A 17039-nucleotide genomic window follows, 5' to 3' on the forward strand; every position below is an offset into this window, starting at 1 on the left:
AATGACGGAATCTTTCAAGCGAAGTGAGGAATTACTTGACTTGGAGTTGTCAGTAAAATCTCCGCAATCAAAACAAAAAAGGGTTACAAAGATTTGCCCATCAAGCTACTGAGTTTGGACAGAAAGCAGTCCATAAGGATAGCTGTTCAAATCGCATCTCTGTTCGAAAAGACAGAGAAAATGGGCCGAGAGAGATTTGAACTCTCGACCACCCCCGTGTCAGGGGGGTATCCTACCAGGCTAGACCATCGGCCCAATGAAATACGACCTCATTGTGTATGTATTAATGTTTTAAAAAACAAGAGTAATATGCGAACGCTCTTGATGGATACCGTATGAATGGTGATTTTTCACCAGAAGAAAAAGATGGCTTTTACAAAGCAGTCTTTTCAAGACGAGATGTAAGGTCTCATTTTACTTCTGAGCCAATAGATGAAAAGGCCTTGTCAAGAATACTCAATGCAGCTCATCATGCACCTTCAGTGGGTTTCTCACAGCCGTGGAACTTTATTCTAATCAAGGACAAAGAATCAAGAAGAAAGGTAAAAGATTCTTTTGACAAAGAAAGAATCCGCTCCTCCAATCTAATAGAAGATCCCAAGAGATCAAAATATCTTTCATTGAGGCTTGAGGGAATATTGGATTCTGCATTAAATGTCTGTGTCACTTATGACCCTTCCAAGTTTGGGCCTTTTGTGATAGGAAGGTCCAGCATACCTGAGACCGGGATTTACAGCGTCTGCTGTGCCATACAAAACCTCTGGCTTGCAGCAAGGGCCGAAGACATAGGGGTAGGCTGGGTCAGCATACTTTCAAACGATGATCTCAAAAACATTCTCGATATCCCTGAACATGTCATTCCTGTTGCATACCTGTGTCTTGGTCATGTTACAGGCTTTGCTGAAAAGCCGGATCTAGAAAAGGCAGGCTGGCTTGACAGACTTGCTCTCAAAGATGTCGTATACTATGAAAAGTGGAACAATGTCAGTGATCCAAACTGGAAGCAAATTCGAGAAATGATAATTTCAAATCTAGATTAGGCTTAAATTGTTACCAAGTTTGATTTGCGTTAGTGGGCTCGTGGCGCAGAGTCTTAAATGACGCGAAACATGGATAGCGCGGTAGCCTCCTAAGTTACAGGCCGAGGGATCGAAGCCCTCCGAGCCCGCTTTTTCTTGACCTAAAATTCTAGGTAGAAGTGGCGCTCGATGTAGAGTTTACAACATACTTGAAAATTTCAACGGTGTAATCTCCCTCAAAAATGTTGGTTATGTGTCCCGCATGATCAACATTCATGACCCTGAAATATTTCTGATACGAACCGTCAGAGGTTACATTGCCTTGTGCAAAGTAAACCGGCTTGTTATTTTTGTAAATTTCAATGTCGACTGGATAACCTGGTGCAGCATTTTGTACCGTTCCCCAAACACAGCCATATGGAAGTTTTGGATCAGCTGGAATATTCATGTTGATTACAGATTTTTGCATTACAACATCATTTTCAGGAACTAGATTTTGTGCTGGTGCCATTGCCTGTGAAGCCGGAAATGCAAGGCCTGAAACTAAAAGAACTGTTATTGCCAGTATTGCAGGTATGATATACCTCATATTTTGCAATTTTGCATCGTTAGATATTAAGATGACGTATGATTCTCACTAATCAGTTGATAATAGAAGAAAAGCTAAATGACGGCTGCAGGTGTGACTGCCACTATGGAGGGGCCATTAGTTGTCCTTCTTGTAAAGAAAATCACGGAAAGCACGAGTGCCCTCACTGCAAGTAGTTTATTTCTTCTTGGCACTTTCTTTTGCTGCAAGCGCCTTGAGATTTGCCAGATCTGTCCTCAGTTTCTCTATCTCAACTAGAGTGTGAAGGCTTGCAATCTCTGCCTTGAGGTTTTCAATCTCTGTATCTTTGTTCTTCAATGTGCTTTGCAGATCATCCAAGTCAGCACTAAGTTCTGCTTTGGCGTGGCTTAGTTCACTAGAACTTATCTGAACAGTGTGTTGTCGACCAGAGTTAGTTGCTAGCTTTTTTTTTTCATCATGCTCATGGCCTCCCAAGTTATGCATGATACTGGGTGCTTTTCAGAGCTAGCCAGCATACAGCTACTATGAACCATGAGATTGCTGTAAAAACTATGAATATTTGTTTCCCATTATCTGGCACTATAAAATAACATATGGTCATAGGCCACTGCAAGGCAGGATGTTACAATAGTGGGTATGTCATACTGTCGTCCCATAAATTTACTTTTCAGGTGGCAGAATATAATAGTAATGGAAATTTCCAAACTAGAAAATGTGTTTATAAAAATAGAGGGATTTTACTAGTCACTGCTCTCAGCAGCAGACTTAGAATTGACCTCTAATTCTGGAACCTCAGACTGCAAAATCTTAATTTTCTGTAAAAGTTCGTTTCTAAGATCTCTTGCAACCCGTCTTACGGTTGGTCTTGGAACTCCAAGCTCTTCTACAACTTTTGTGTAGATATCTTGTTTATCTGTAAGACCTTTGTCAAGCAGAGTGTTAATTGCTTGCTTGATATTTGTGCTTTGGGTAGTACGATTCACGTTTTTTATTTTTCAGATCTTCTATATAAGACTGTTACTATGTTTTTGGTAATAACATGACACATGCAAAAATTGAGTTTTGCGTTTTGACCAAGTCCTGCGATCTTGTGTTTGCATCATAATTTTTTAAATTTTCCAGAGTTTTTGCCAAATAATTTTATTCAAGCTAAAATGTTTTTATCATACTTGATTTATTACAATAGAACAATCAAAGGAAACTCTTACTGAAAAAGTAAAATTGTGTAGAAAGGTTATTATGATAAAATGGTGGCTTGTGAAAGGTGGCAAGAGCAACTCTAGAGACCAGTTTTGGAAACATTATCTTTGAATTATCTCCCAATATTGCCCCTGAAACGGTACGAAACTTTACCAAGCTTGCAAAAAGCAATTTTTATGATGGAACTCTATTCCACAGAGTAATACCCGGGTTTATGATCCAGGGAGGCGACCCCAATACCAAGACTCCAAACAAGAGCAAATGGGGCATGGGAGGGCCTGGCTATACGATAAAGGCGGAATTTAATTCAAGATCACACCTGAGAGGCATAGTCTCAATGGCAAGAGCAAACGACCCAAACAGCGCAGGTTCACAGTTCTTCATAGTTACTACAGATAGTACATTTCTTGACAAGCAGTATACAGTATTTGCAGAGGTAGTGAGTGGAATGGACGTTGCTGACAAGATAGTAAACCTTCCAAGAGACAAAAATGATTGCCCTAATCAAGAAGCCAAAATACTACGCGTAACCGTATCAGAGTAGAATGACCATGTTAAAACTCCTCCTTGCCTGCGTGATAGCCGTAACAATTTTCTCAACTACGGCAGCATTTGCTCAGGTGTCTATGGGAGGACCCCCAAATGAAGACATCAAGGTAAGGCTTGATGAAAACGGAGCAGCTCATGTAGTTCATGCTGTACAGGGAAATGCCACAAGTCCAATTCATGTCGAGATGATTGCCGGAAATCTTGCCAACCTTACAGTTACTGATCAATTCAACAATTCAGTACAATATTCCACGATTAGCCAAAGTCCAATGTCTATCCTATTGTTGCCTACTCAAAGAAATGTAACGCTGATCAAATACGACATACCTAACGCACTAACTGACAATAACGGATTGTGGAGCTGGAATTACTATGCACCAAGCGATGCAGTCTTTACTGATTTTTATTTTCCTAAAGGAGTAGATATGATCTGGTCACAGGACAGACCAGTGTATCTTGGTGACAAGGCAGGCCTCCGACAGATTGGAAATGGCATGCATCTTGCATACACTATCAACGAGCCTGAAACTATACAAACTGTACAGTGGCAGAACCAGACATTTAATGTTGGAGTAAGAAGTCTTGCAAACATAGGACCTCCTGTTTTTGATCAATCATCAAAGGCATATGCATTCAACGTTGACAAGGCAAATTCCTATGTCACAGTGATAATGCCCAAGGCACTTTTGTGGGGACCATACCAAGCAACAATAAACACGAATCAAACTCTTACTAATCAATTCAATGACAATGGCACTCATGTTTGGATAGGAATGAAACCTTCCCATAATGGAACATTACAGATCACAGGAACAACTGCAATCCCAGAGTTCCCAATGTTTGTGCCATTAGCCATTGCAATCTCGGCAGTAGTTGCTCTAAGATTTTCAAATAGATTGAATTTCAACTAGATTATTAATAGTAAAAATTCATCGGGTTCCATGCAATGCGGATGCCATTGTATAAAATGCGGAAGCATGGAGTTGCAGTCCAATCGTGTTGGAGACATTGAAAATGACGGCTATTTTGACATGCACCACACGTGCCTAAAGTGCAACGCTCACTTTGATCATCTGGAAGGAGACGTGTTTGATTCCTGCAGCAAGTGCGGCTATAAGGCTAGTTAAGCTCTATCATCTTGGCAACAGAGTAGTAATTGCGCTTTTCCCGCAGGTCTTTTTGGAGTTCATAGCCAAAGGCCATGTCTGTTAGTGCCTTGGATACATCAAGGGGAACTGCTGCCCATCCGTACTCATGCAACTGGGCAACAACCTCAGAGGTTGTTCGTGGCTGGTCAAAGAACCCATCTTCTGCAAGTGTTCTAATCTTGCTCTTTATTTGCGCCTTGTCAAGGAATGTTGGCTTGACAAATTCTGGCTCGTGAATCTCTGCATCATTGAGCATGTTTAGGACTTCGGCGCCTTTGGCAGGCTGGCCGTACGAATAATCATGCTGAAGTGTACCCGGACTGTAATCTTTGACGTGTACTGAGAGGTTGTTTATCACCTGGTCCACGCTCTGATTGTCTATATAGAAATCCTTGGACTCGATCTCAATCTCATTTTGACCATACCTGATTCTAATTTTTGCCATTTGTAATATCCAGTCCTCGCTATTTTGATTTATTCTGTTAGCTCTAAGTAGCTTTAAAAACAGATCAAAAAGTTTACACAAGTTATTCGGATTTTTTTCCTACCTGTGCTAAAAAGGGATTTTGTCATTTCACCACTATGGAAAGAAGAAACAAGATCATAATCATAAGCGCAGTTGTTGCTGGCTATAGGCATATTTGGATACATCCAATATCTATCAGTATCCGATCTCCACGTCTCAATCATTCAAAGCAAGGTAGTGGATAGAAATGATACTGGCACGCTCTATAGCCTTCAACTCCAATTCAACAACCCCTCACTGCTGTTTCTAAACGTTGGAAAGACCAATTTTGTAGTATCTGCTAACGGAGAGAATCTTGGCAGCGGAGTATTGCAGCCATCAGTCATTCCAGCATTGGGAAAAACAGTTGCCCAGACTCCGTTCCTTGCCGACACGACAGTATTGAACAAGTATAACAATGCCAACAGTGTTCCCAGCCTAAAGCTAACAGGAACAAGCCAGTATAATGTCCTCTTTGCAACTGTCAGCATTCCGTTTACATACTATCCGACACAGGACGAAGCTAGAGCATTTATAGACGGCACGTAAAACCAGCAAAGTATGCTGACGGTTTTTGGATCTGTCGCGATAGATACCATTAGAACTCCTTCCAAAATAATTAAAAATGCACTGGGCGGTGCTGCCACATATGCTGCAGTGTCTGCAAGTTTTTTCCAAAAGCCCGGCCTTATTGCAGTGGTGGGACATGATTTTCCAAAGGGATATCAAAGTATACTGAAAAGGTTTGTAGATACCAAGGGCGTAGTACATGCAAACGGGAAAACTTTCGATATGACGGAAGCTACGACCTTACATTGAGTTCCAGGACAACCAACAAGACTGAATTAAATGTGCTGGGGGATTTCAAGCCAGTAGTTCCCAGCGAATACAGAAAATCAGAATTTGTTTACCTTGCAAATAACGATCCTGCTCAAAATACAAAGATAATCAAGGAATTTGACAGAGTAAAGTTTTCCATGTGCGATACTATCGATTTTTGGATTTCAACTAAGAGAAATGATGTCATAAAGATGATGGGAGCAGTAGATTCTGTTGTCATAAATGACGAGGAAGCCAAGTTGCTTACAAAGACTCACAACCTGATCAAGGCTGCAAAAAAGATCATGGAGTGGGGCACAAGATTTGTGGTCATAAAAAAGGGCGAGCATGGGTCACTGCTATTTTATGACGATGTCGTCTTTCCCTCGCCTGCCTTTTCGCTTGAAAATATTGTAGACCCTACAGGCGCAGGAGATTCTTTTGCAGGAGGCATGATTGGATACATGGCTAGCAAAAACAGCACAAAGTTGTCAACAATCAGAGAGGCAACAGTGTATGGAAACGTGATGGGCTCATTTGCCGTTGAAAAATACGGAATAGCAGGCTTGGTCAAGCTAAGAAAGTCACAGATCCAAAATAGATTCAATCAGTATAGAAAAATGGTCCACTTCTGACAAAGGTTATAGATATCAAATAAAAAAAGATCCCATGGAAGACAAGCTGGATACAATCTTCACGCTTCAAAAGAATTTAGAAAAGATGATGAATCTAGAGCGCTATCCAAGGGACACGCAAGGAAAAATTTCAGCATTGTGCACTGCCATAATTCATGAGGCAGTCGAACTGCAGCGAACAACCAATTGGAAATGGTGGAAAAAACCAACAGAATTTGATGAGGCGGCAGCAAGAGAGGAGCTTATTGACATATGGCACTTTGTAGTCCAGGCATCATTGGAGCTGAACATGACACCTGAAGACATACTAAAAGAATATCAAAAGAAACACCAGGTCAACAAACAAAGACAGCTTGACGGTTATTGAAATCAGTTTTTGCCGCCAATTTCCGGCCCAAGATTTGAAATGTCAGTCTCCCCCATCTTATCAATAATTCTTACTTGGTTTTGAAATCTTGACACTTCTTCATTTGTCAGCGACAAAATAGGATCCGGGCTTTTAGAGCCAATTATTTTTCCGTCAAAATCCATTCCATTTTGATGCAAACAAAGTAACGAATGCCCCGGCCTGTGTCCTACTGTATCTCTGCCACATAAAATAATGACGCGAATGTTTCCGTCAGATATTACATGCCTAACAAGCAGATCAATTCCCTTGTTTTCTGAAAGCAGTCTTCCAGCAATGTTAACTTTGGTCATAAGTGTAGAGCTTACAATTTCTTCAAGCAGCTTCATGCTGGATAAAGTACATACTGCTACACTGGATTTTGAATCACCAAAGTAAACCCTGTCCTCAATTGGAAGCAGAATCTTGCACAGCTCCCCTGCCATCTCTGCTATTGGATTCATTTTTCAACCAATTGATGGATAGTTTTTGAAATATAGTGGAGGTTGTCTTCTGTAACAAGAGGATGCACAGGCAAGCTCAGAACGGTAGAAGCTGCCCAGTCAGTCATCGGTAGTTCTATTTTACTTTTGTAAAATGGAGTTTTGTGTGCAGGAATTGAGTAATAGGCAGTTGCGCCGATTCCTTTTTCGTTTAGTTGTTTTGCCAGCTTGTCGCGATTCTTCGTAGAAATGGTATAAAGATACCAATTTACTTTGACGCCTGTCCTTTCCCTTGGCAAGATGAAATTTAGGTCATCCAAAAGTTCTGTTAGAATTTTGGCATTGTGTTCTCTTTTTTTGAGAAACTTTGGAAGTTTTTTCATTTGGATCTTGGCTATTGCAGCAGACAGTTCCGGAAGCCTGAGATTTAGCCCTAAAATTCTTGTATCGTATCCGTGCAACATTCCATGGTTTCTTATTTTACGCAGTTTTTCAAAGACCTCCTTGTCGTTTGTGACAATTGCTCCGCCTTCTCCCGATGTCATTACCTTTGCAGCATACATGCTAAAGCATCCTAGTCGTGAGAATGTCCCAGACTGTTTCTTCTTGTATGTTGTTCCCAATGACTGTGCCGCATCCTCAACTACATCGATATTGTGCCTGTCTGCTATCTCAGAAATCTCATCCATGTATGAAAAATTTCCATACAGATGCACTGGCATTATTGCCTTTGATTTTTTTGTAATCTTTTTCTTCAGATCATAAGGATCCATCGTATAATTATCAGGGAGCCACATCAACAAACACTGGCTTTGCCCCAACAGACATGACAGAGTTTGCAGTGGCTACAAAAGTAAATGACGGAAGCAGTACTTCATCTCCGCTTTTTATCCCAAGGGCATAAAGGGCTGCCTGCAGCGCCGCAGTTCCCGAATTTACCGCTACCGCATATCTTGATCCGGTGTATGATGACAATAGTTTTTCAAATTCTTGAACTCTCTTGCCTCCGGAATATGCCGGCAGTTGTTAGCGATTTTTCTAGCAAGACATCTCGTACTTCATTGATCTCTTCTTTTTCTATTACTGGAACGTTTATTGGAATTTTCAATTATGTGTTATCAGGCATAATACTATAATTAAACTTCCGAATGAAAGCAAAACCAATTCTTATATTTCAGGCGGGATCAATCGTAGTTTAATGAGGATCGGTTTAGAGAAGGATCAGTCAGGATACAAAGTATTTCTTTACATTTTCTACATATGCGGATTCATAATGCTATCCATAACGTTCTATGGGATTTATGGAATGACCATGGAATGGCAAAAAAATGGAACATATGTGATGGGCGAGATACTAGAAAAGACCGAGTTTCCAACAGCTCATTTTGCCAAGCTGACATCGTGGCTGTTCTTTTCTTCAATAATTGGCTGGTATTGCGTGACAAGAATTGGGTGGAAGAGAACAGTGGGGGTTCCTTCCTGGCAGCTCACACTGGTGCAGCTTATGCTTGCAAGTCTGGCAGCAATCTGCCTGTATGAGGCAATCTACAACTTTATTGTTCTCAATGCACAGATTACAGCCGGAATCATCAATGGAAAGGTTCCAGATATTGACTCTCTAACAATAGCTTATCCTGATCCTACCAGGCCATGGAACCTCAACTTTGCAACGAAAATGTTCCTTGCAGCAGTAATCATAAGCTCACACGCACTATATCTTAGCACAAGGCCAAGAAAGAAACTAGACTGATATTGATGCGTAGTCTTGAGCAAACCCGTAACTTTATAGCATCACAAGGGAAAATTTTACTCAAAGTGGACGTTACAGAAAAAATCAATCTTGTTACAAAAGACCCTACTGAAGAAGTAGTTACGCAAGAAGAACTGCTCAACCTGTTTAACACAAACGCCCATCCCAAGCATTACATCGGCTTGGAAATTTCTGGTTTTTTGCACCTTGGAAGTCTGATACTGACTGGATTTAAGATAAATGACTTTATCAAAGCTGGAGTAAAGTGCACCGTATTTTTAGCAGACTGGCATACCTACATCAATAACAAGTTGGGAGGAGACTGGGACAAGATCAAGATGGTCTCAAAATATTATGCCGATGCCTTCAAGCTGTTCTGCCCAGGTGTAGAGATTGTAGGGGGCTCTGATCTTTACGAGTCAAGAAAGGACTATTGGATGGATTTGGTCAAATTTGCAAAAAACATGTCACTTGACAGGACAATGCGCTCGCTTACAATAATGGGAAGAAGTGCAGATAAAGACAAGATTGAGCTAGGCCAGCTCTTCTATCCCCCAATGCAAGCCGTAGACATTCACTCGATGGATCTTGACATAGTTCATGCAGGAATGGATCAAAGAAAAATACACATGCTGGTGCGAGAGAATATTTCCCAAGATGAAGTGGAAGGTGCCGGTAGCAGTCCATCACCACATACTTGCAGGCCTGGGCGAGCCAGAGGCTGCAACTGATCCTGATTCACAGTTTATCTCAAGCAAAATGAGCAAGTCAAAGGCAACGTCTGGAATATTTATCCACGATTCAGAAGAAGAGATAAAATCCAAATTCAAAAAAGCTTGGTGTCCTGAGGGAATCGTAGAGAAAAACCCCATCTTGGAAATTTTCAGGTATGTCATATTTCACCAATTCAGTGAAATTACCATAGAAAGGCCGGAGAAATTTGGCGGCAATGTAAGCTATACCAGCTACCAACAGCTAGAGAAGGACTTTGCAGAAAAAAAGATACATCCTTCCGACCTGAAAACCAGTGCAGGAAAATATGTATCTGATATAGTCAGGCCAATAGGAGAGAAGCTGACCCTGTCTCCAGAGCTTTACGAAGCAATCAAGGGCACTACCTGAGAAGCGGAATAACTTTTTTAGAAAATGTTGAAAGCATGTCAAGCGATCTTGACAGGCCCACAAAATTGACTATGAAATAATTAATGCCAATTTTTTGATAGCGCCCAAGGTATTGCGCCACCTCGTCTGGCGTGCCAAGGGCTATGCTGTCTCTTGAGCGAAGAAGAAATTCCGCTATTGATTCATTTTTCTTCTTCAGCCCTGAAATAATTTTCTTTACGTCATCGCTGTCTTTTCCAACAAGTACGCGCAAAAGAACAGAGTTTTCAATTTCTTTGTGGTCTCGCTTTATCATCTTGCATTTTGTCTTCAGCAGGCTGATCTTTTCTTTTAGTATTTCAGGAGTGCCAAACGGATGATTATACCTAGTAGCATGTCTTGCCACAACCTCCATTAGCTTGCCTCCAGCGCCGCCCACCATTATTGGAGGGGTGGGATTTTGCATGGGTCTTGGATTACATGTTGCGTTTTTTATGGAATAGTGCTTGCCTTTGAAACTTGGCTTTTCGTTTTGCCACATTTTTTTGATTATTATAATAGATTCGTTGAGTTGCTCTATTCTTGCTGCAGCATTATGAAATTTGTAGCCATAGGAATTATACTCGTGTTCAAACCAGCCCGCACCGATGCCAAACTCAAGCCTGCCGTTGCTAATTGCATCGATTGTAGATGTCATTTTGGCAAGAAGCGACGGGTGCCTGTAAGAGTTGCACGTAACCACCTGGCCAATCCTCAATTTTGATGTGACAGATGCAATGGCAGAGATCAGAGTGTATGCTTCAAAAAATGGCCCGCTGCGATTGTTCCCATAATATGGAATGAAATGATCATAAACATATCCTGCAGCATAGCCAAGACTTTCTGCCTTTAGTGCAACATTTTTGGAAAAGAGAAATTGCTCATGAGAATTTTTTGTAGGGAATTCATCTAGCCATCCCTGCGGCAGGGTGAGTCCTACCTGAATTGGCGCCATGGCATATTCAGCGCGCCTGAGGCTCAGCTATATTGTATTTTGATGTGTATCCACGAGGATTTACCATCATGTCCTTGTATCTATACGTAGAAGAGTTGCCTATTATCACAGTAGTAATCATCCCTAGCTTGTCTTGATGATTTTCCATGTTTTCAAGATCAGTCAAGACAACCTCTTGTGATTCTCTGTATGCCCCCTTGACTATGGCTACTGGAGTGTTGGGAGCCCGGTATTTTAGCAAAAGTTTTCTTGTGTCTTGCAGCTGGTGAATTCTTTTCTTGCTTGCAGGGTTGTAGATCACAATTACAAAATCTCCTTGTGCTGCAGCTTCCACTCTTTTTGTTATAATCTCCCACGGTACAAGCAGGTCGCTCATGCTAACTACTGCAAAATCAGTCATAAGTGGCGAGCCAACTAGCGCCGCACAGGAGTTAAGAGAGGAAACTCCCGGAATTATCTCTACATACAGGCCAGTTTTTCTGTCCCAGCCTTCTTCTGCTAGAACTTCGTAAATCAATCCTGCCATGCCATAAATGCCAGGATCTCCACTTGAGACCAGAGAAACTATCTTTCCTGCCTTTGCAAGCTCGATGCATTGATGAGCCCGCTCAACTTCTTGCGTCATGGCATATCGATGGATTTCCTTTCCTTCAATGAGATCTTCTACCAAATTGACATACGTTTCATATCCTACAATTGTATTGCTTTCTTCAATTACCTGTTTAGCTCGAAAAGTCATGTGGTCATGATGGCCCGGTCCGACGCCTACGATGTATAATTTACCAGCCATCAACAATAAGAAATTTTTAGAGTAAATTTATCCGTTTTCATGAGCTGCTCTTTGGAATCTCAACTATGGGGCAGTCAAGCATGTAGTTGTTGTTGAAAACCAGCGCAGGCTGTACAGTGATTGTCCCTTGAGATTTTTCAAAGTTGATGTCATTCATGGTTTCTAGCAGTGTCGCATTTTGAGGATTTGCCCAAGTTACCATCGATATTTTGCAGATTGGGGAATATTTCGTATCGCCCAGCTGTGCACCAGAAATTCCTTCTTGAAAACCAAACGAGCCATCGCCCCTGATGCCGTTGGCAAAATTGTAAAGATCTCTTGCAGCAGGCAAGAGCGTAGACAGTGCCGGAGTATTCATCAGTCCCATCATTTTTGCAGGACCGTCAGGCGTACCTCCTGTAATGATATAATAAATTGTCTTTCCGTCCGGACCCCATCCTCGATGTGCCATGAATGTAACAAACTTGTTTGCAGTATCGATATTGAGCACCTGGTCTCCAGTGTATGCTGTTTGGCCAGATGATTCAGTGCTGTTTCTCACAGTCCATCTGTCCGCCTGGCCAGACCATTTGTGGAGTGTTGACTACATAATCTGTGACGGTTAGTGTTAGAGCGCCTGTTGCATTTGCAGCAAGAATATCTTTTGTAGAGTTTAGGAGTTGGGGCGTTCTTCCCGGGCTCCATGTGGCCTGCACTATCAGGCTAAGCGGGGTATAGCTGCTATCTGACGGTATATTTGAAAACACTTCGTTTTGGTACCCTTGGGTTCCATTGCCTGTTATTCCATTTGTGAATACATACATCTTGCTGAGCAATTTTTGCGGGGCTTGGGCCAGGAGAGGAGATTGCTGCACCTTCCAGTTTTGTTTGGCAGACACCTGGCTTGCCTCCATGCTGTTGCTTGAATCAGTCATGATATAGTAGACAGGCTGCCCGTTGTATGATCCCTTGTCTAGAGGAATGGTTACAGGAATCTCTGCCCTAGATAATTTCAAATTGTTTTCAGAAATAATCCGGGTGTTATTTTGCAGAAACTCTGGTGTTGTGCCCCTTATCCATCCATCAACGCTTATCGTTGCCGTAAATTGGGATGAGTTTGTATAGTGAAGCCCAATTGCAGATCCTGCAAAATCAAGAGTCCCGCCATTAGAGTCTGAATTAATTATGGTTTCAGCATACATGGTACTGTTGTTTACAGTCCACACGGGCTGGCCTTTTGAGTCGCTTTTGTCAATCTGATGAAGAATTATTATCTGAACAGGCTCGCTTGCAGTATATGTTAGCGTGCCAGTATACAGAGTGCCATTGCTTGGCAGCAATACCATTGCAAGCTGCTCATCACTGTGCCCAAGTCCGGGGTCCTGTGATGATGTCAGGGTTTGAGTAAATTGTATTTTTTTAACAGTTCCTGCAGTAGCTAAATTATTGGATAATAGAGGAATTGAAAATATGACGCCGACAGCAGCTGCAATGATTACTGCAACAAGCAACCTGTTCATGGTTCTCCAAAATGCCTGATCGGCATAAATATGCTTTTAGTAAAATGTACCTAAGTTTTTGACAAATCAAATTCATCGTGCAATGCTTGTACTGCAGCATTACAGTCCGAGTCCTTGACAACAAAGGCAATGTTAAGCTCAGACGAGCCTTGTGCAATCATTATCACGTTTACGCCCCTTTTTGCCACTGCAGTAAATACCTTTGATGCAACACCAGCTATTCCCCTCATTCCGGACCCAATTAGTGCTATAATTGAGACATCTACTGTAACATCGACTTTTTTGATTATTTTGCCAAGCAGGTTCATCTCAAGTGCATTGACAGCCTTGTCCATGTCATTCTTTTTTACAATAATTGATATGCTTGATTCCGACGGACTCTGGGAGATCATCATTACATTGACCCCAGCTTTTGCAAGAGTGGAAAATATTGTGGCTGCAGTTCCTGGAGCGCCTACCATGCTTCCTCCCCGCACATCAATCAGTCCTGTGTGTCTTATTGCGCTTACGCACTTTACTGTCTCTTTTGTGGCAGCCTTTGGATCCGCCGTTACTAGCGTGCCGGGATTTTTTATGTTAAACGTGTTTCTAATTCGTAGTATGATTTTTTTTGAAACTAGCGGCTCAAGTGCTCTTGGATGAATTTGTTTTGCGCCAAATAGAGCCATTTCCATTGCTTCAATATACGACACCTCTCGGATGAGCTTGGCATTTTTTACAATCTTTGGATCTGTTGTCATCAGACCATCCACGTCGCTCATCAACCACACCTCATCGGCCTTTATGCTTGATGCAATTATTGTGGCGGTATAATCAGACCCTCCCCTGCCAAATGTGGTTATGTTGCCATGCTGATCCGCGCCTGCAAAGCCTCCTATTACTGGCATTATCTTTTTCTGTGAAAGACTTTCAATTTTATGCGATACGTGCAGCCTTGTGGTATCCATCAATGGCTTTGCTTCGCCAAAATTTGAATCGGTGACAATTCCAGCATCTTTTCCTGCAAGCGGCACTGCCTTGACTCCTATGTCATTTAATGTAAAGGCAATCAGGTTAACTGATAATCTTTCTCCAAAGGAAATCAAATAGTCAGAAGATCGCGGGGTTACTTCCCCAAGAAGCAGCATGCCATGCAGCAGCTCCTCAAGCTCATCAAGATCGGCCCTCATTTTGCTTGCTAGATCCTTTCGGATTTTTGGATTTTTCACGCATTGATTAGAAATATCCATGTGCATCTCTGATTATTTTTTTTGCAAGAGAGTTGGCAGCTTCTGTATTCCTGTCCTTGACATGACTTGTTATTCTAATCAAGTCGTCTGTAACGCCACTCATTGCAGAAAAGACTGGGATTATCTTGTGATCTTTTGAAAGTGATTTTATCAGATTGGCTACATTTCGAACGTTTGCCGCAGAAGCAATTGATGTTCCGCCAAACTTTAGGACTAGCTTCAAACCAGTATTACCTGCCTATAATATCCTTAAAATGCTTTTAACTTTCAACTCTTGGGGCCAGATAGAAATGTATTCTGCCTACGTTTGCAACCTTAAACTCTAGCCGGAGTGGCATTTTGGTAGAGTATTCGCATACAACCGTACCAGCTACAGCTCCTACTGCCTTTACAATGCTGTTAAGATAATCAAGACTATAAGTTGCCGTACTGTCTTCTTTGACTTCAATTTCTGGCATCTCAGGCATTCCCTTCTCTAGTGTGATCACTGCCTCACCCGAGTCACCCCTGCCGGAAAATTCCGCCTTGCTGGCACTTGCAGTGATTGAGAGATATTCTGAAACCACCTGAATGTCGCCCAGAATTTTATCAAACTCAGTTGAAGTTACAACAACCTTTGCGTTATAGGTAATTTTTGGCAAAGGAGTATCTGTTGCAGAACTTTCTATTAGCCGCATTTTGTATTTCTTATTTTTTCCAATAGTAACAAGCAGTAATTTGTCCTCTGTAATGCTGATCTCAATATTGTCTTTTTTGTCAGATCTCTTGATTAGCTTGGCAAACTCGTCAATCCTTACACCAAACTTTACATCTTCATCGCAGACATATTTTTCAAATGCAGAATTAGGCCATGAGATATCAATTAATGCAACATGAGAAGGATCCATCCCTCGAAAAGCAATTCCCTCGCCCGTGCCTCAAAGGTTGCTTCTTCTACCAAGGTGGAAATAGCAGATATCACTGCTTTCCATTCATCAGAGCCTCCGGTCTTTGCAGAAAATACCAAACTTATTCACATGTCTAGCATGTTCAAGTTAAAGGTTCTGTCAAGGTTATTTTGTAATAACTTTGATCGATGACATAATTATGAATCGCAAACTTGCAAGAACAGTTATGCATAGTTTCGCCAAGTATAGCTGCAACTGACACAGCGATAGAATTGTGTCGTAGGTTCATCAGCGCTTCTTGTCTGCAACATCCACCATACGGCCTCGTTGTGTCCGCACTTGCCGCATTCAATTTTTATGACAGGTAAAGTTTCTTTTTTCTCTTTTTCGTCTAGTATGTTGATTGTAGAGCGGTCCTCTGCCTTTGCCTGTTTTTTTGCCTTGGTGCCTTTCTCGCTGTAACCACATTTAGGACATACAAATTCAACTTCTGAATCAGCTAGCTTGAGCCTGGCATTGCACTTGGGGCAAAATTTCATCTACGCACCCTTAATTTTTGAATTGATTGCTTTTTTTAGCTCATCAGAATAGCCTATTGCTGCCTTGACGGCCTTTTCAATTTCCTTGATCGGGTTTCCCTTTGAAGTGTTTACGCGCATTGCGTATTCCTTGGTCAGGGGGTGTTTTAGCACTACACCTGCAAATTCCACTGTAGGATCCTTGAGCAATTCATACTGGACGATGTATAGTGTAGCAATGTCAGATTTTCTTATGTCTAGGAGAACTTCCTTTGTAGAAGACTTTTTGACCTGAACGTCCATAAAGTCAAAAAACACTTATTGATGATATAAATCATTACGAAGAGTTGGCCAACGAAAAAAACACAATAGATGAGGTCTCACTAGAAAAATCTGTTGATAAAGTCACCATAAATGATAACATAGCAATAAATGTCAAGTTCTCCGTAACCGGAGGACTTCGTGAAGCATTCAATGAAAAAAATTGGGAGCGTGCATACAACAAACATGATAATGTATTCAAGCTCAAATATGGCGTTAAACTCTATTCCGGCGGATTACGAAAACGTGCGATCGGGACACCGCTTGACACGTACAAAAAGGCGCTCTTTTCTGGACACGAAATCCAAAGCTTACCCAGATGGCAGAAAAGAAGGTCTGGGTACAGATATCCAAGAACTTTGAGCCGCACATCCCAATGAACCAGGTAGAGGCACAGCAGCTATTGCTTGATTTTGACGAAAAAATAGATATCAAGGCATCAGAACTTGGCCCTGGAAAGCACAAGATTGGTGCAGAAGTCTATGTCTCTTGGTTCAAGCATGACTATGCTGAAGAATTTGATAGCAAGACCAGCTCTAAAGAAATAGAAATTGAAATCACCAAATAGGATATAAATGGAATTACTAGAGTAACGTCATGGCAAAATTCGATGGTATTAGAGGACAGGAATTGCTTGAAGTTGAAGACAAGTCTGAAAGAGACAACGAGATAACAC

27 protein-coding genes, 2 tRNA genes and 1 pseudogene are annotated in these 17039 nt (G+C 41.6%); 12 read left to right on the forward strand and 18 right to left on the reverse strand.

Annotated elements, in window-relative coordinates; translation table 11 throughout:
* Positions 1–181: 181 nt before the first annotated feature.
* A tRNA-Val gene (locus tag DYY67_RS01745) sits at positions 182–255 on the reverse strand.
* An 80-nt stretch (positions 256–335) separates the two neighbouring features.
* On the opposite strand from DYY67_RS01745, the gene bluB reads away from it, so the two are divergent.
* Complete coding sequence (gene bluB, locus DYY67_RS01750) at positions 336–1040, forward strand: 5,6-dimethylbenzimidazole synthase (RefSeq protein ID WP_166390243.1); 705 nt, start codon at positions 336–338, stop codon at positions 1038–1040.
* A 34-nt stretch (positions 1041–1074) separates the two neighbouring features.
* Positions 1075–1168 (forward strand) — tRNA-Arg (locus DYY67_RS01755).
* 20 nt (positions 1169–1188) lie between these two features.
* Here DYY67_RS01755 and DYY67_RS01760 read toward each other — a convergent pair.
* From DYY67_RS01760 to DYY67_RS01770, 3 genes are all read right to left on the reverse strand, one after another.
* The gene (locus DYY67_RS01760) at positions 1189–1608 is read right to left on the reverse strand and encodes a hypothetical protein (RefSeq protein WP_166390245.1); all 420 of its coding nucleotides are present in this window, start codon (positions 1606–1608) and stop codon (positions 1189–1191) included.
* A 177-nt stretch (positions 1609–1785) separates the two neighbouring features.
* Complete coding sequence (locus DYY67_RS01765) at positions 1786–2073, reverse strand: hypothetical protein (protein WP_166390247.1); 288 nt, start codon at positions 2071–2073, stop codon at positions 1786–1788.
* A gap of 257 nt (positions 2074–2330) precedes the next feature.
* A complete protein-coding gene (locus tag DYY67_RS01770; RefSeq protein ID WP_166390249.1) occupies positions 2331–2573 on the reverse strand; it encodes a hypothetical protein in 243 nt (80 codons plus the stop codon).
* 281 nt (positions 2574–2854) lie between these two features.
* On the opposite strand from DYY67_RS01770, the gene DYY67_RS01775 reads away from it, so the two are divergent.
* Entirely contained in the window at positions 2855–3334 is a 480-nt protein-coding gene (locus DYY67_RS01775) for a peptidylprolyl isomerase (RefSeq protein ID WP_166390251.1), read from the forward strand.
* Positions 3335–3341: 7 nt separating this feature from the next.
* Positions 3342–4250 (forward strand): hypothetical protein, encoded by a 909-nt coding sequence (locus DYY67_RS01780; RefSeq protein ID WP_166390253.1) that lies wholly within the window; start codon positions 3342–3344, stop codon positions 4248–4250.
* Between the two features lie 208 nt (positions 4251–4458).
* Here the strand turns inward: DYY67_RS01780 and DYY67_RS01790 are convergent, their stop codons facing one another.
* The gene (locus tag DYY67_RS01790; protein WP_166390257.1) at positions 4459–4932 is read right to left on the reverse strand and encodes a hypothetical protein; all 474 of its coding nucleotides are present in this window, start codon (positions 4930–4932) and stop codon (positions 4459–4461) included.
* A 174-nt stretch (positions 4933–5106) separates the two neighbouring features.
* Here DYY67_RS01790 and DYY67_RS01795 point away from each other — a divergent pair, with 174 nt between their 5' ends.
* Genes DYY67_RS01795 through DYY67_RS01805 form a run of 4 tightly spaced genes read left to right on the forward strand, consistent with a single transcriptional unit; the run spans position 5107 to position 6813 of the window.
* Positions 5107–5541, forward strand: coding sequence for a hypothetical protein (locus tag DYY67_RS01795; protein WP_166390259.1), 435 nt, complete (start codon positions 5107–5109; stop codon positions 5539–5541).
* Between the two features lie 12 nt (positions 5542–5553).
* Entirely contained in the window at positions 5554–5811 is a 258-nt protein-coding gene (locus DYY67_RS10440) for a hypothetical protein (RefSeq protein ID WP_255492661.1), read from the forward strand.
* Positions 5808–6446: a PfkB family carbohydrate kinase gene (locus DYY67_RS01800; RefSeq protein WP_255492662.1), complete on the forward strand. Its 639-nt coding sequence runs from the start codon at positions 5808–5810 to the stop codon at positions 6444–6446. Before DYY67_RS10440 ends, DYY67_RS01800 begins: the two co-directional genes overlap by 4 nt.
* 34 nt (positions 6447–6480) lie before the next feature.
* Positions 6481–6813: a dUTPase gene (locus DYY67_RS01805; RefSeq protein WP_166390261.1), complete on the forward strand. Its 333-nt coding sequence runs from the start codon at positions 6481–6483 to the stop codon at positions 6811–6813.
* Positions 6814–6815: 2 nt separating this feature from the next.
* On the opposite strand, the gene DYY67_RS01810 is transcribed toward DYY67_RS01805, so the two are convergent.
* Genes DYY67_RS01810 through DYY67_RS11415 form a run of 4 tightly spaced genes read right to left on the reverse strand, consistent with a single transcriptional unit; the run spans position 6816 to position 8382 of the window.
* Positions 6816–7295, reverse strand: coding sequence for a tetrahydromethanopterin S-methyltransferase subunit A (locus DYY67_RS01810; protein WP_255492663.1), 480 nt, complete (start codon positions 7293–7295; stop codon positions 6816–6818).
* Positions 7292–8071 (reverse strand): DegT/DnrJ/EryC1/StrS family aminotransferase, encoded by a 780-nt coding sequence (locus DYY67_RS01815; protein ID WP_320415910.1) that lies wholly within the window; start codon positions 8069–8071, stop codon positions 7292–7294. Before DYY67_RS01815 ends, DYY67_RS01810 begins: the two co-directional genes overlap by 4 nt.
* A complete protein-coding gene (locus DYY67_RS11410; RefSeq protein ID WP_320415911.1) occupies positions 8058–8249 on the reverse strand; it encodes a DegT/DnrJ/EryC1/StrS family aminotransferase in 192 nt (63 codons plus the stop codon). Before DYY67_RS11410 ends, DYY67_RS01815 begins: the two co-directional genes overlap by 14 nt.
* Positions 8250–8256: 7 nt before the next feature.
* Entirely contained in the window at positions 8257–8382 is a 126-nt protein-coding gene (locus DYY67_RS11415) for a hypothetical protein (protein ID WP_320415912.1), read from the reverse strand.
* 90 nt (positions 8383–8472) lie between these two features.
* Between DYY67_RS11415 and DYY67_RS01820 the strand changes: the two genes are divergently transcribed.
* Both DYY67_RS01820 and DYY67_RS01825 read left to right on the forward strand, forming a co-directional pair.
* Complete coding sequence (locus tag DYY67_RS01820; protein WP_166390263.1) at positions 8473–9024, forward strand: hypothetical protein; 552 nt, start codon at positions 8473–8475, stop codon at positions 9022–9024.
* Between the two features lie 65 nt (positions 9025–9089).
* Positions 9090–10146: pseudogene (locus DYY67_RS01825) on the forward strand (tyrosine--tRNA ligase).
* Here DYY67_RS01825 and DYY67_RS01830 read toward each other — a convergent pair.
* From DYY67_RS01830 to DYY67_RS01865, 9 genes are all read right to left on the reverse strand, one after another.
* A complete protein-coding gene (locus tag DYY67_RS01830; RefSeq protein ID WP_166390265.1) occupies positions 10139–11119 on the reverse strand; it encodes a TIGR03560 family F420-dependent LLM class oxidoreductase in 981 nt (326 codons plus the stop codon). The pseudogene DYY67_RS01825 and the gene DYY67_RS01830 overlap by 8 nt on opposite strands.
* A gap of 7 nt (positions 11120–11126) precedes the next feature.
* A complete protein-coding gene (gene cobJ, locus DYY67_RS01835; RefSeq protein WP_166390267.1) occupies positions 11127–11909 on the reverse strand; it encodes a precorrin-3B C(17)-methyltransferase in 783 nt (260 codons plus the stop codon).
* 37 nt (positions 11910–11946) lie between these two features.
* Positions 11947–12450, reverse strand: coding sequence for a DUF7482 domain-containing protein (locus DYY67_RS01840; RefSeq protein ID WP_166390269.1), 504 nt, complete (start codon positions 12448–12450; stop codon positions 11947–11949).
* Positions 12434–13408 (reverse strand): DUF7482 domain-containing protein, encoded by a 975-nt coding sequence (locus DYY67_RS01845; RefSeq protein ID WP_166390271.1) that lies wholly within the window; start codon positions 13406–13408, stop codon positions 12434–12436. Before DYY67_RS01845 ends, DYY67_RS01840 begins: the two co-directional genes overlap by 17 nt.
* Before the next feature lie 50 nt (positions 13409–13458).
* The gene (locus DYY67_RS01850; protein WP_255492664.1) at positions 13459–14637 is read right to left on the reverse strand and encodes an aspartate kinase; all 1179 of its coding nucleotides are present in this window, start codon (positions 14635–14637) and stop codon (positions 13459–13461) included.
* Complete coding sequence (locus DYY67_RS10445) at positions 14624–14860, reverse strand: amino acid kinase family protein (RefSeq protein WP_255492665.1); 237 nt, start codon at positions 14858–14860, stop codon at positions 14624–14626. The genes DYY67_RS01850 and DYY67_RS10445 overlap by 14 nt, the downstream gene beginning before the upstream one ends.
* Positions 14861–14897: 37 nt before the next feature.
* The gene (gene pcn, locus DYY67_RS01855; RefSeq protein WP_255492666.1) at positions 14898–15524 is read right to left on the reverse strand and encodes a proliferating cell nuclear antigen (pcna); all 627 of its coding nucleotides are present in this window, start codon (positions 15522–15524) and stop codon (positions 14898–14900) included.
* A 224-nt stretch (positions 15525–15748) separates the two neighbouring features.
* Positions 15749–16063 carry a transcription factor S gene (locus DYY67_RS01860; RefSeq protein WP_166390273.1) on the reverse strand — a complete coding sequence of 105 codons (315 nt, stop codon included), beginning with the start codon at positions 16061–16063 and terminating at the stop codon, positions 15749–15751.
* Positions 16064–16345 carry an RpoL/Rpb11 RNA polymerase subunit family protein gene (locus DYY67_RS01865; RefSeq protein WP_166390275.1) on the reverse strand — a complete coding sequence of 94 codons (282 nt, stop codon included), beginning with the start codon at positions 16343–16345 and terminating at the stop codon, positions 16064–16066.
* A gap of 44 nt (positions 16346–16389) precedes the next feature.
* Between DYY67_RS01865 and DYY67_RS01870 the strand changes: the two genes are divergently transcribed.
* The gene (locus DYY67_RS01870) at positions 16390–16743 is read left to right on the forward strand and encodes a hypothetical protein (protein WP_320415913.1); all 354 of its coding nucleotides are present in this window, start codon (positions 16390–16392) and stop codon (positions 16741–16743) included.
* Positions 16740–16931 carry a hypothetical protein gene (locus DYY67_RS11420; RefSeq protein WP_320415914.1) on the forward strand — a complete coding sequence of 64 codons (192 nt, stop codon included), beginning with the start codon at positions 16740–16742 and terminating at the stop codon, positions 16929–16931. Before DYY67_RS01870 ends, DYY67_RS11420 begins: the two co-directional genes overlap by 4 nt.
* Positions 16932–17039 lie beyond the last annotated feature (108 nt).

The organism is Candidatus Nitrosotalea sp. TS (assembly GCF_011319465.1).
Classification (GTDB): domain Archaea; phylum Thermoproteota; class Nitrososphaeria; order Nitrososphaerales; family Nitrosopumilaceae; genus Nitrosotalea.

What these genes read in the sequence shown, in the direction of transcription:
- DYY67_RS01790 (WP_166390257.1), bottom strand. Translation starts at nt 4,932, where the DNA reads ATGGCAAAAATTAGAATCAGGTATGGTCAAAATGAGATTGAGATCGAG.
- DYY67_RS01805 (WP_166390261.1), top strand. Translation starts at nt 6,481, where the DNA reads ATGGAAGACAAGCTGGATACAATCTTCACGCTTCAAAAGAATTTAGAA.
- DYY67_RS01820 (WP_166390263.1), top strand. Translation starts at nt 8,473, where the DNA reads ATGAGGATCGGTTTAGAGAAGGATCAGTCAGGATACAAAGTATTTCTT.
- DYY67_RS01830 (WP_166390265.1), bottom strand. Translation starts at nt 11,119, where the DNA reads ATGGCGCCAATTCAGGTAGGACTCACCCTGCCGCAGGGATGGCTAGAT.
- DYY67_RS01765 (WP_166390247.1), bottom strand. Translation starts at nt 2,073, where the DNA reads ATGCATAACTTGGGAGGCCATGAGCATGATGAAAAAAAAAAGCTAGCA.
- DYY67_RS01865 (WP_166390275.1), bottom strand. Translation starts at nt 16,345, where the DNA reads ATGGACGTTCAGGTCAAAAAGTCTTCTACAAAGGAAGTTCTCCTAGAC.
- DYY67_RS01815 (WP_320415910.1), bottom strand. Translation starts at nt 8,071, where the DNA reads ATGTGGCTCCCTGATAATTATACGATGGATCCTTATGATCTGAAGAAA.
- DYY67_RS01760 (WP_166390245.1), bottom strand. Translation starts at nt 1,608, where the DNA reads ATGAGGTATATCATACCTGCAATACTGGCAATAACAGTTCTTTTAGTT.
- bluB (WP_166390243.1), top strand. Translation starts at nt 336, where the DNA reads ATGAATGGTGATTTTTCACCAGAAGAAAAAGATGGCTTTTACAAAGCA.
- DYY67_RS01845 (WP_166390271.1), bottom strand. Translation starts at nt 13,408, where the DNA reads ATGAACAGGTTGCTTGTTGCAGTAATCATTGCAGCTGCTGTCGGCGTC.
- DYY67_RS10440 (WP_255492661.1), top strand. Translation starts at nt 5,554, where the DNA reads ATGCTGACGGTTTTTGGATCTGTCGCGATAGATACCATTAGAACTCCT.
- cobJ (WP_166390267.1), bottom strand. Translation starts at nt 11,909, where the DNA reads ATGGCTGGTAAATTATACATCGTAGGCGTCGGACCGGGCCATCATGAC.
- DYY67_RS01810 (WP_255492663.1), bottom strand. Translation starts at nt 7,295, where the DNA reads ATGAATCCAATAGCAGAGATGGCAGGGGAGCTGTGCAAGATTCTGCTT.
- DYY67_RS11420 (WP_320415914.1), top strand. Translation starts at nt 16,740, where the DNA reads ATGAACCAGGTAGAGGCACAGCAGCTATTGCTTGATTTTGACGAAAAA.
- DYY67_RS01780 (WP_166390253.1), top strand. Translation starts at nt 3,342, where the DNA reads ATGTTAAAACTCCTCCTTGCCTGCGTGATAGCCGTAACAATTTTCTCA.
- DYY67_RS01850 (WP_255492664.1), bottom strand. Translation starts at nt 14,637, where the DNA reads ATGGATATTTCTAATCAATGCGTGAAAAATCCAAAAATCCGAAAGGAT.
- DYY67_RS01860 (WP_166390273.1), bottom strand. Translation starts at nt 16,063, where the DNA reads ATGAAATTTTGCCCCAAGTGCAATGCCAGGCTCAAGCTAGCTGATTCA.
- pcn (WP_255492666.1), bottom strand. Translation starts at nt 15,524, where the DNA reads ATGGATCCTTCTCATGTTGCATTAATTGATATCTCATGGCCTAATTCT.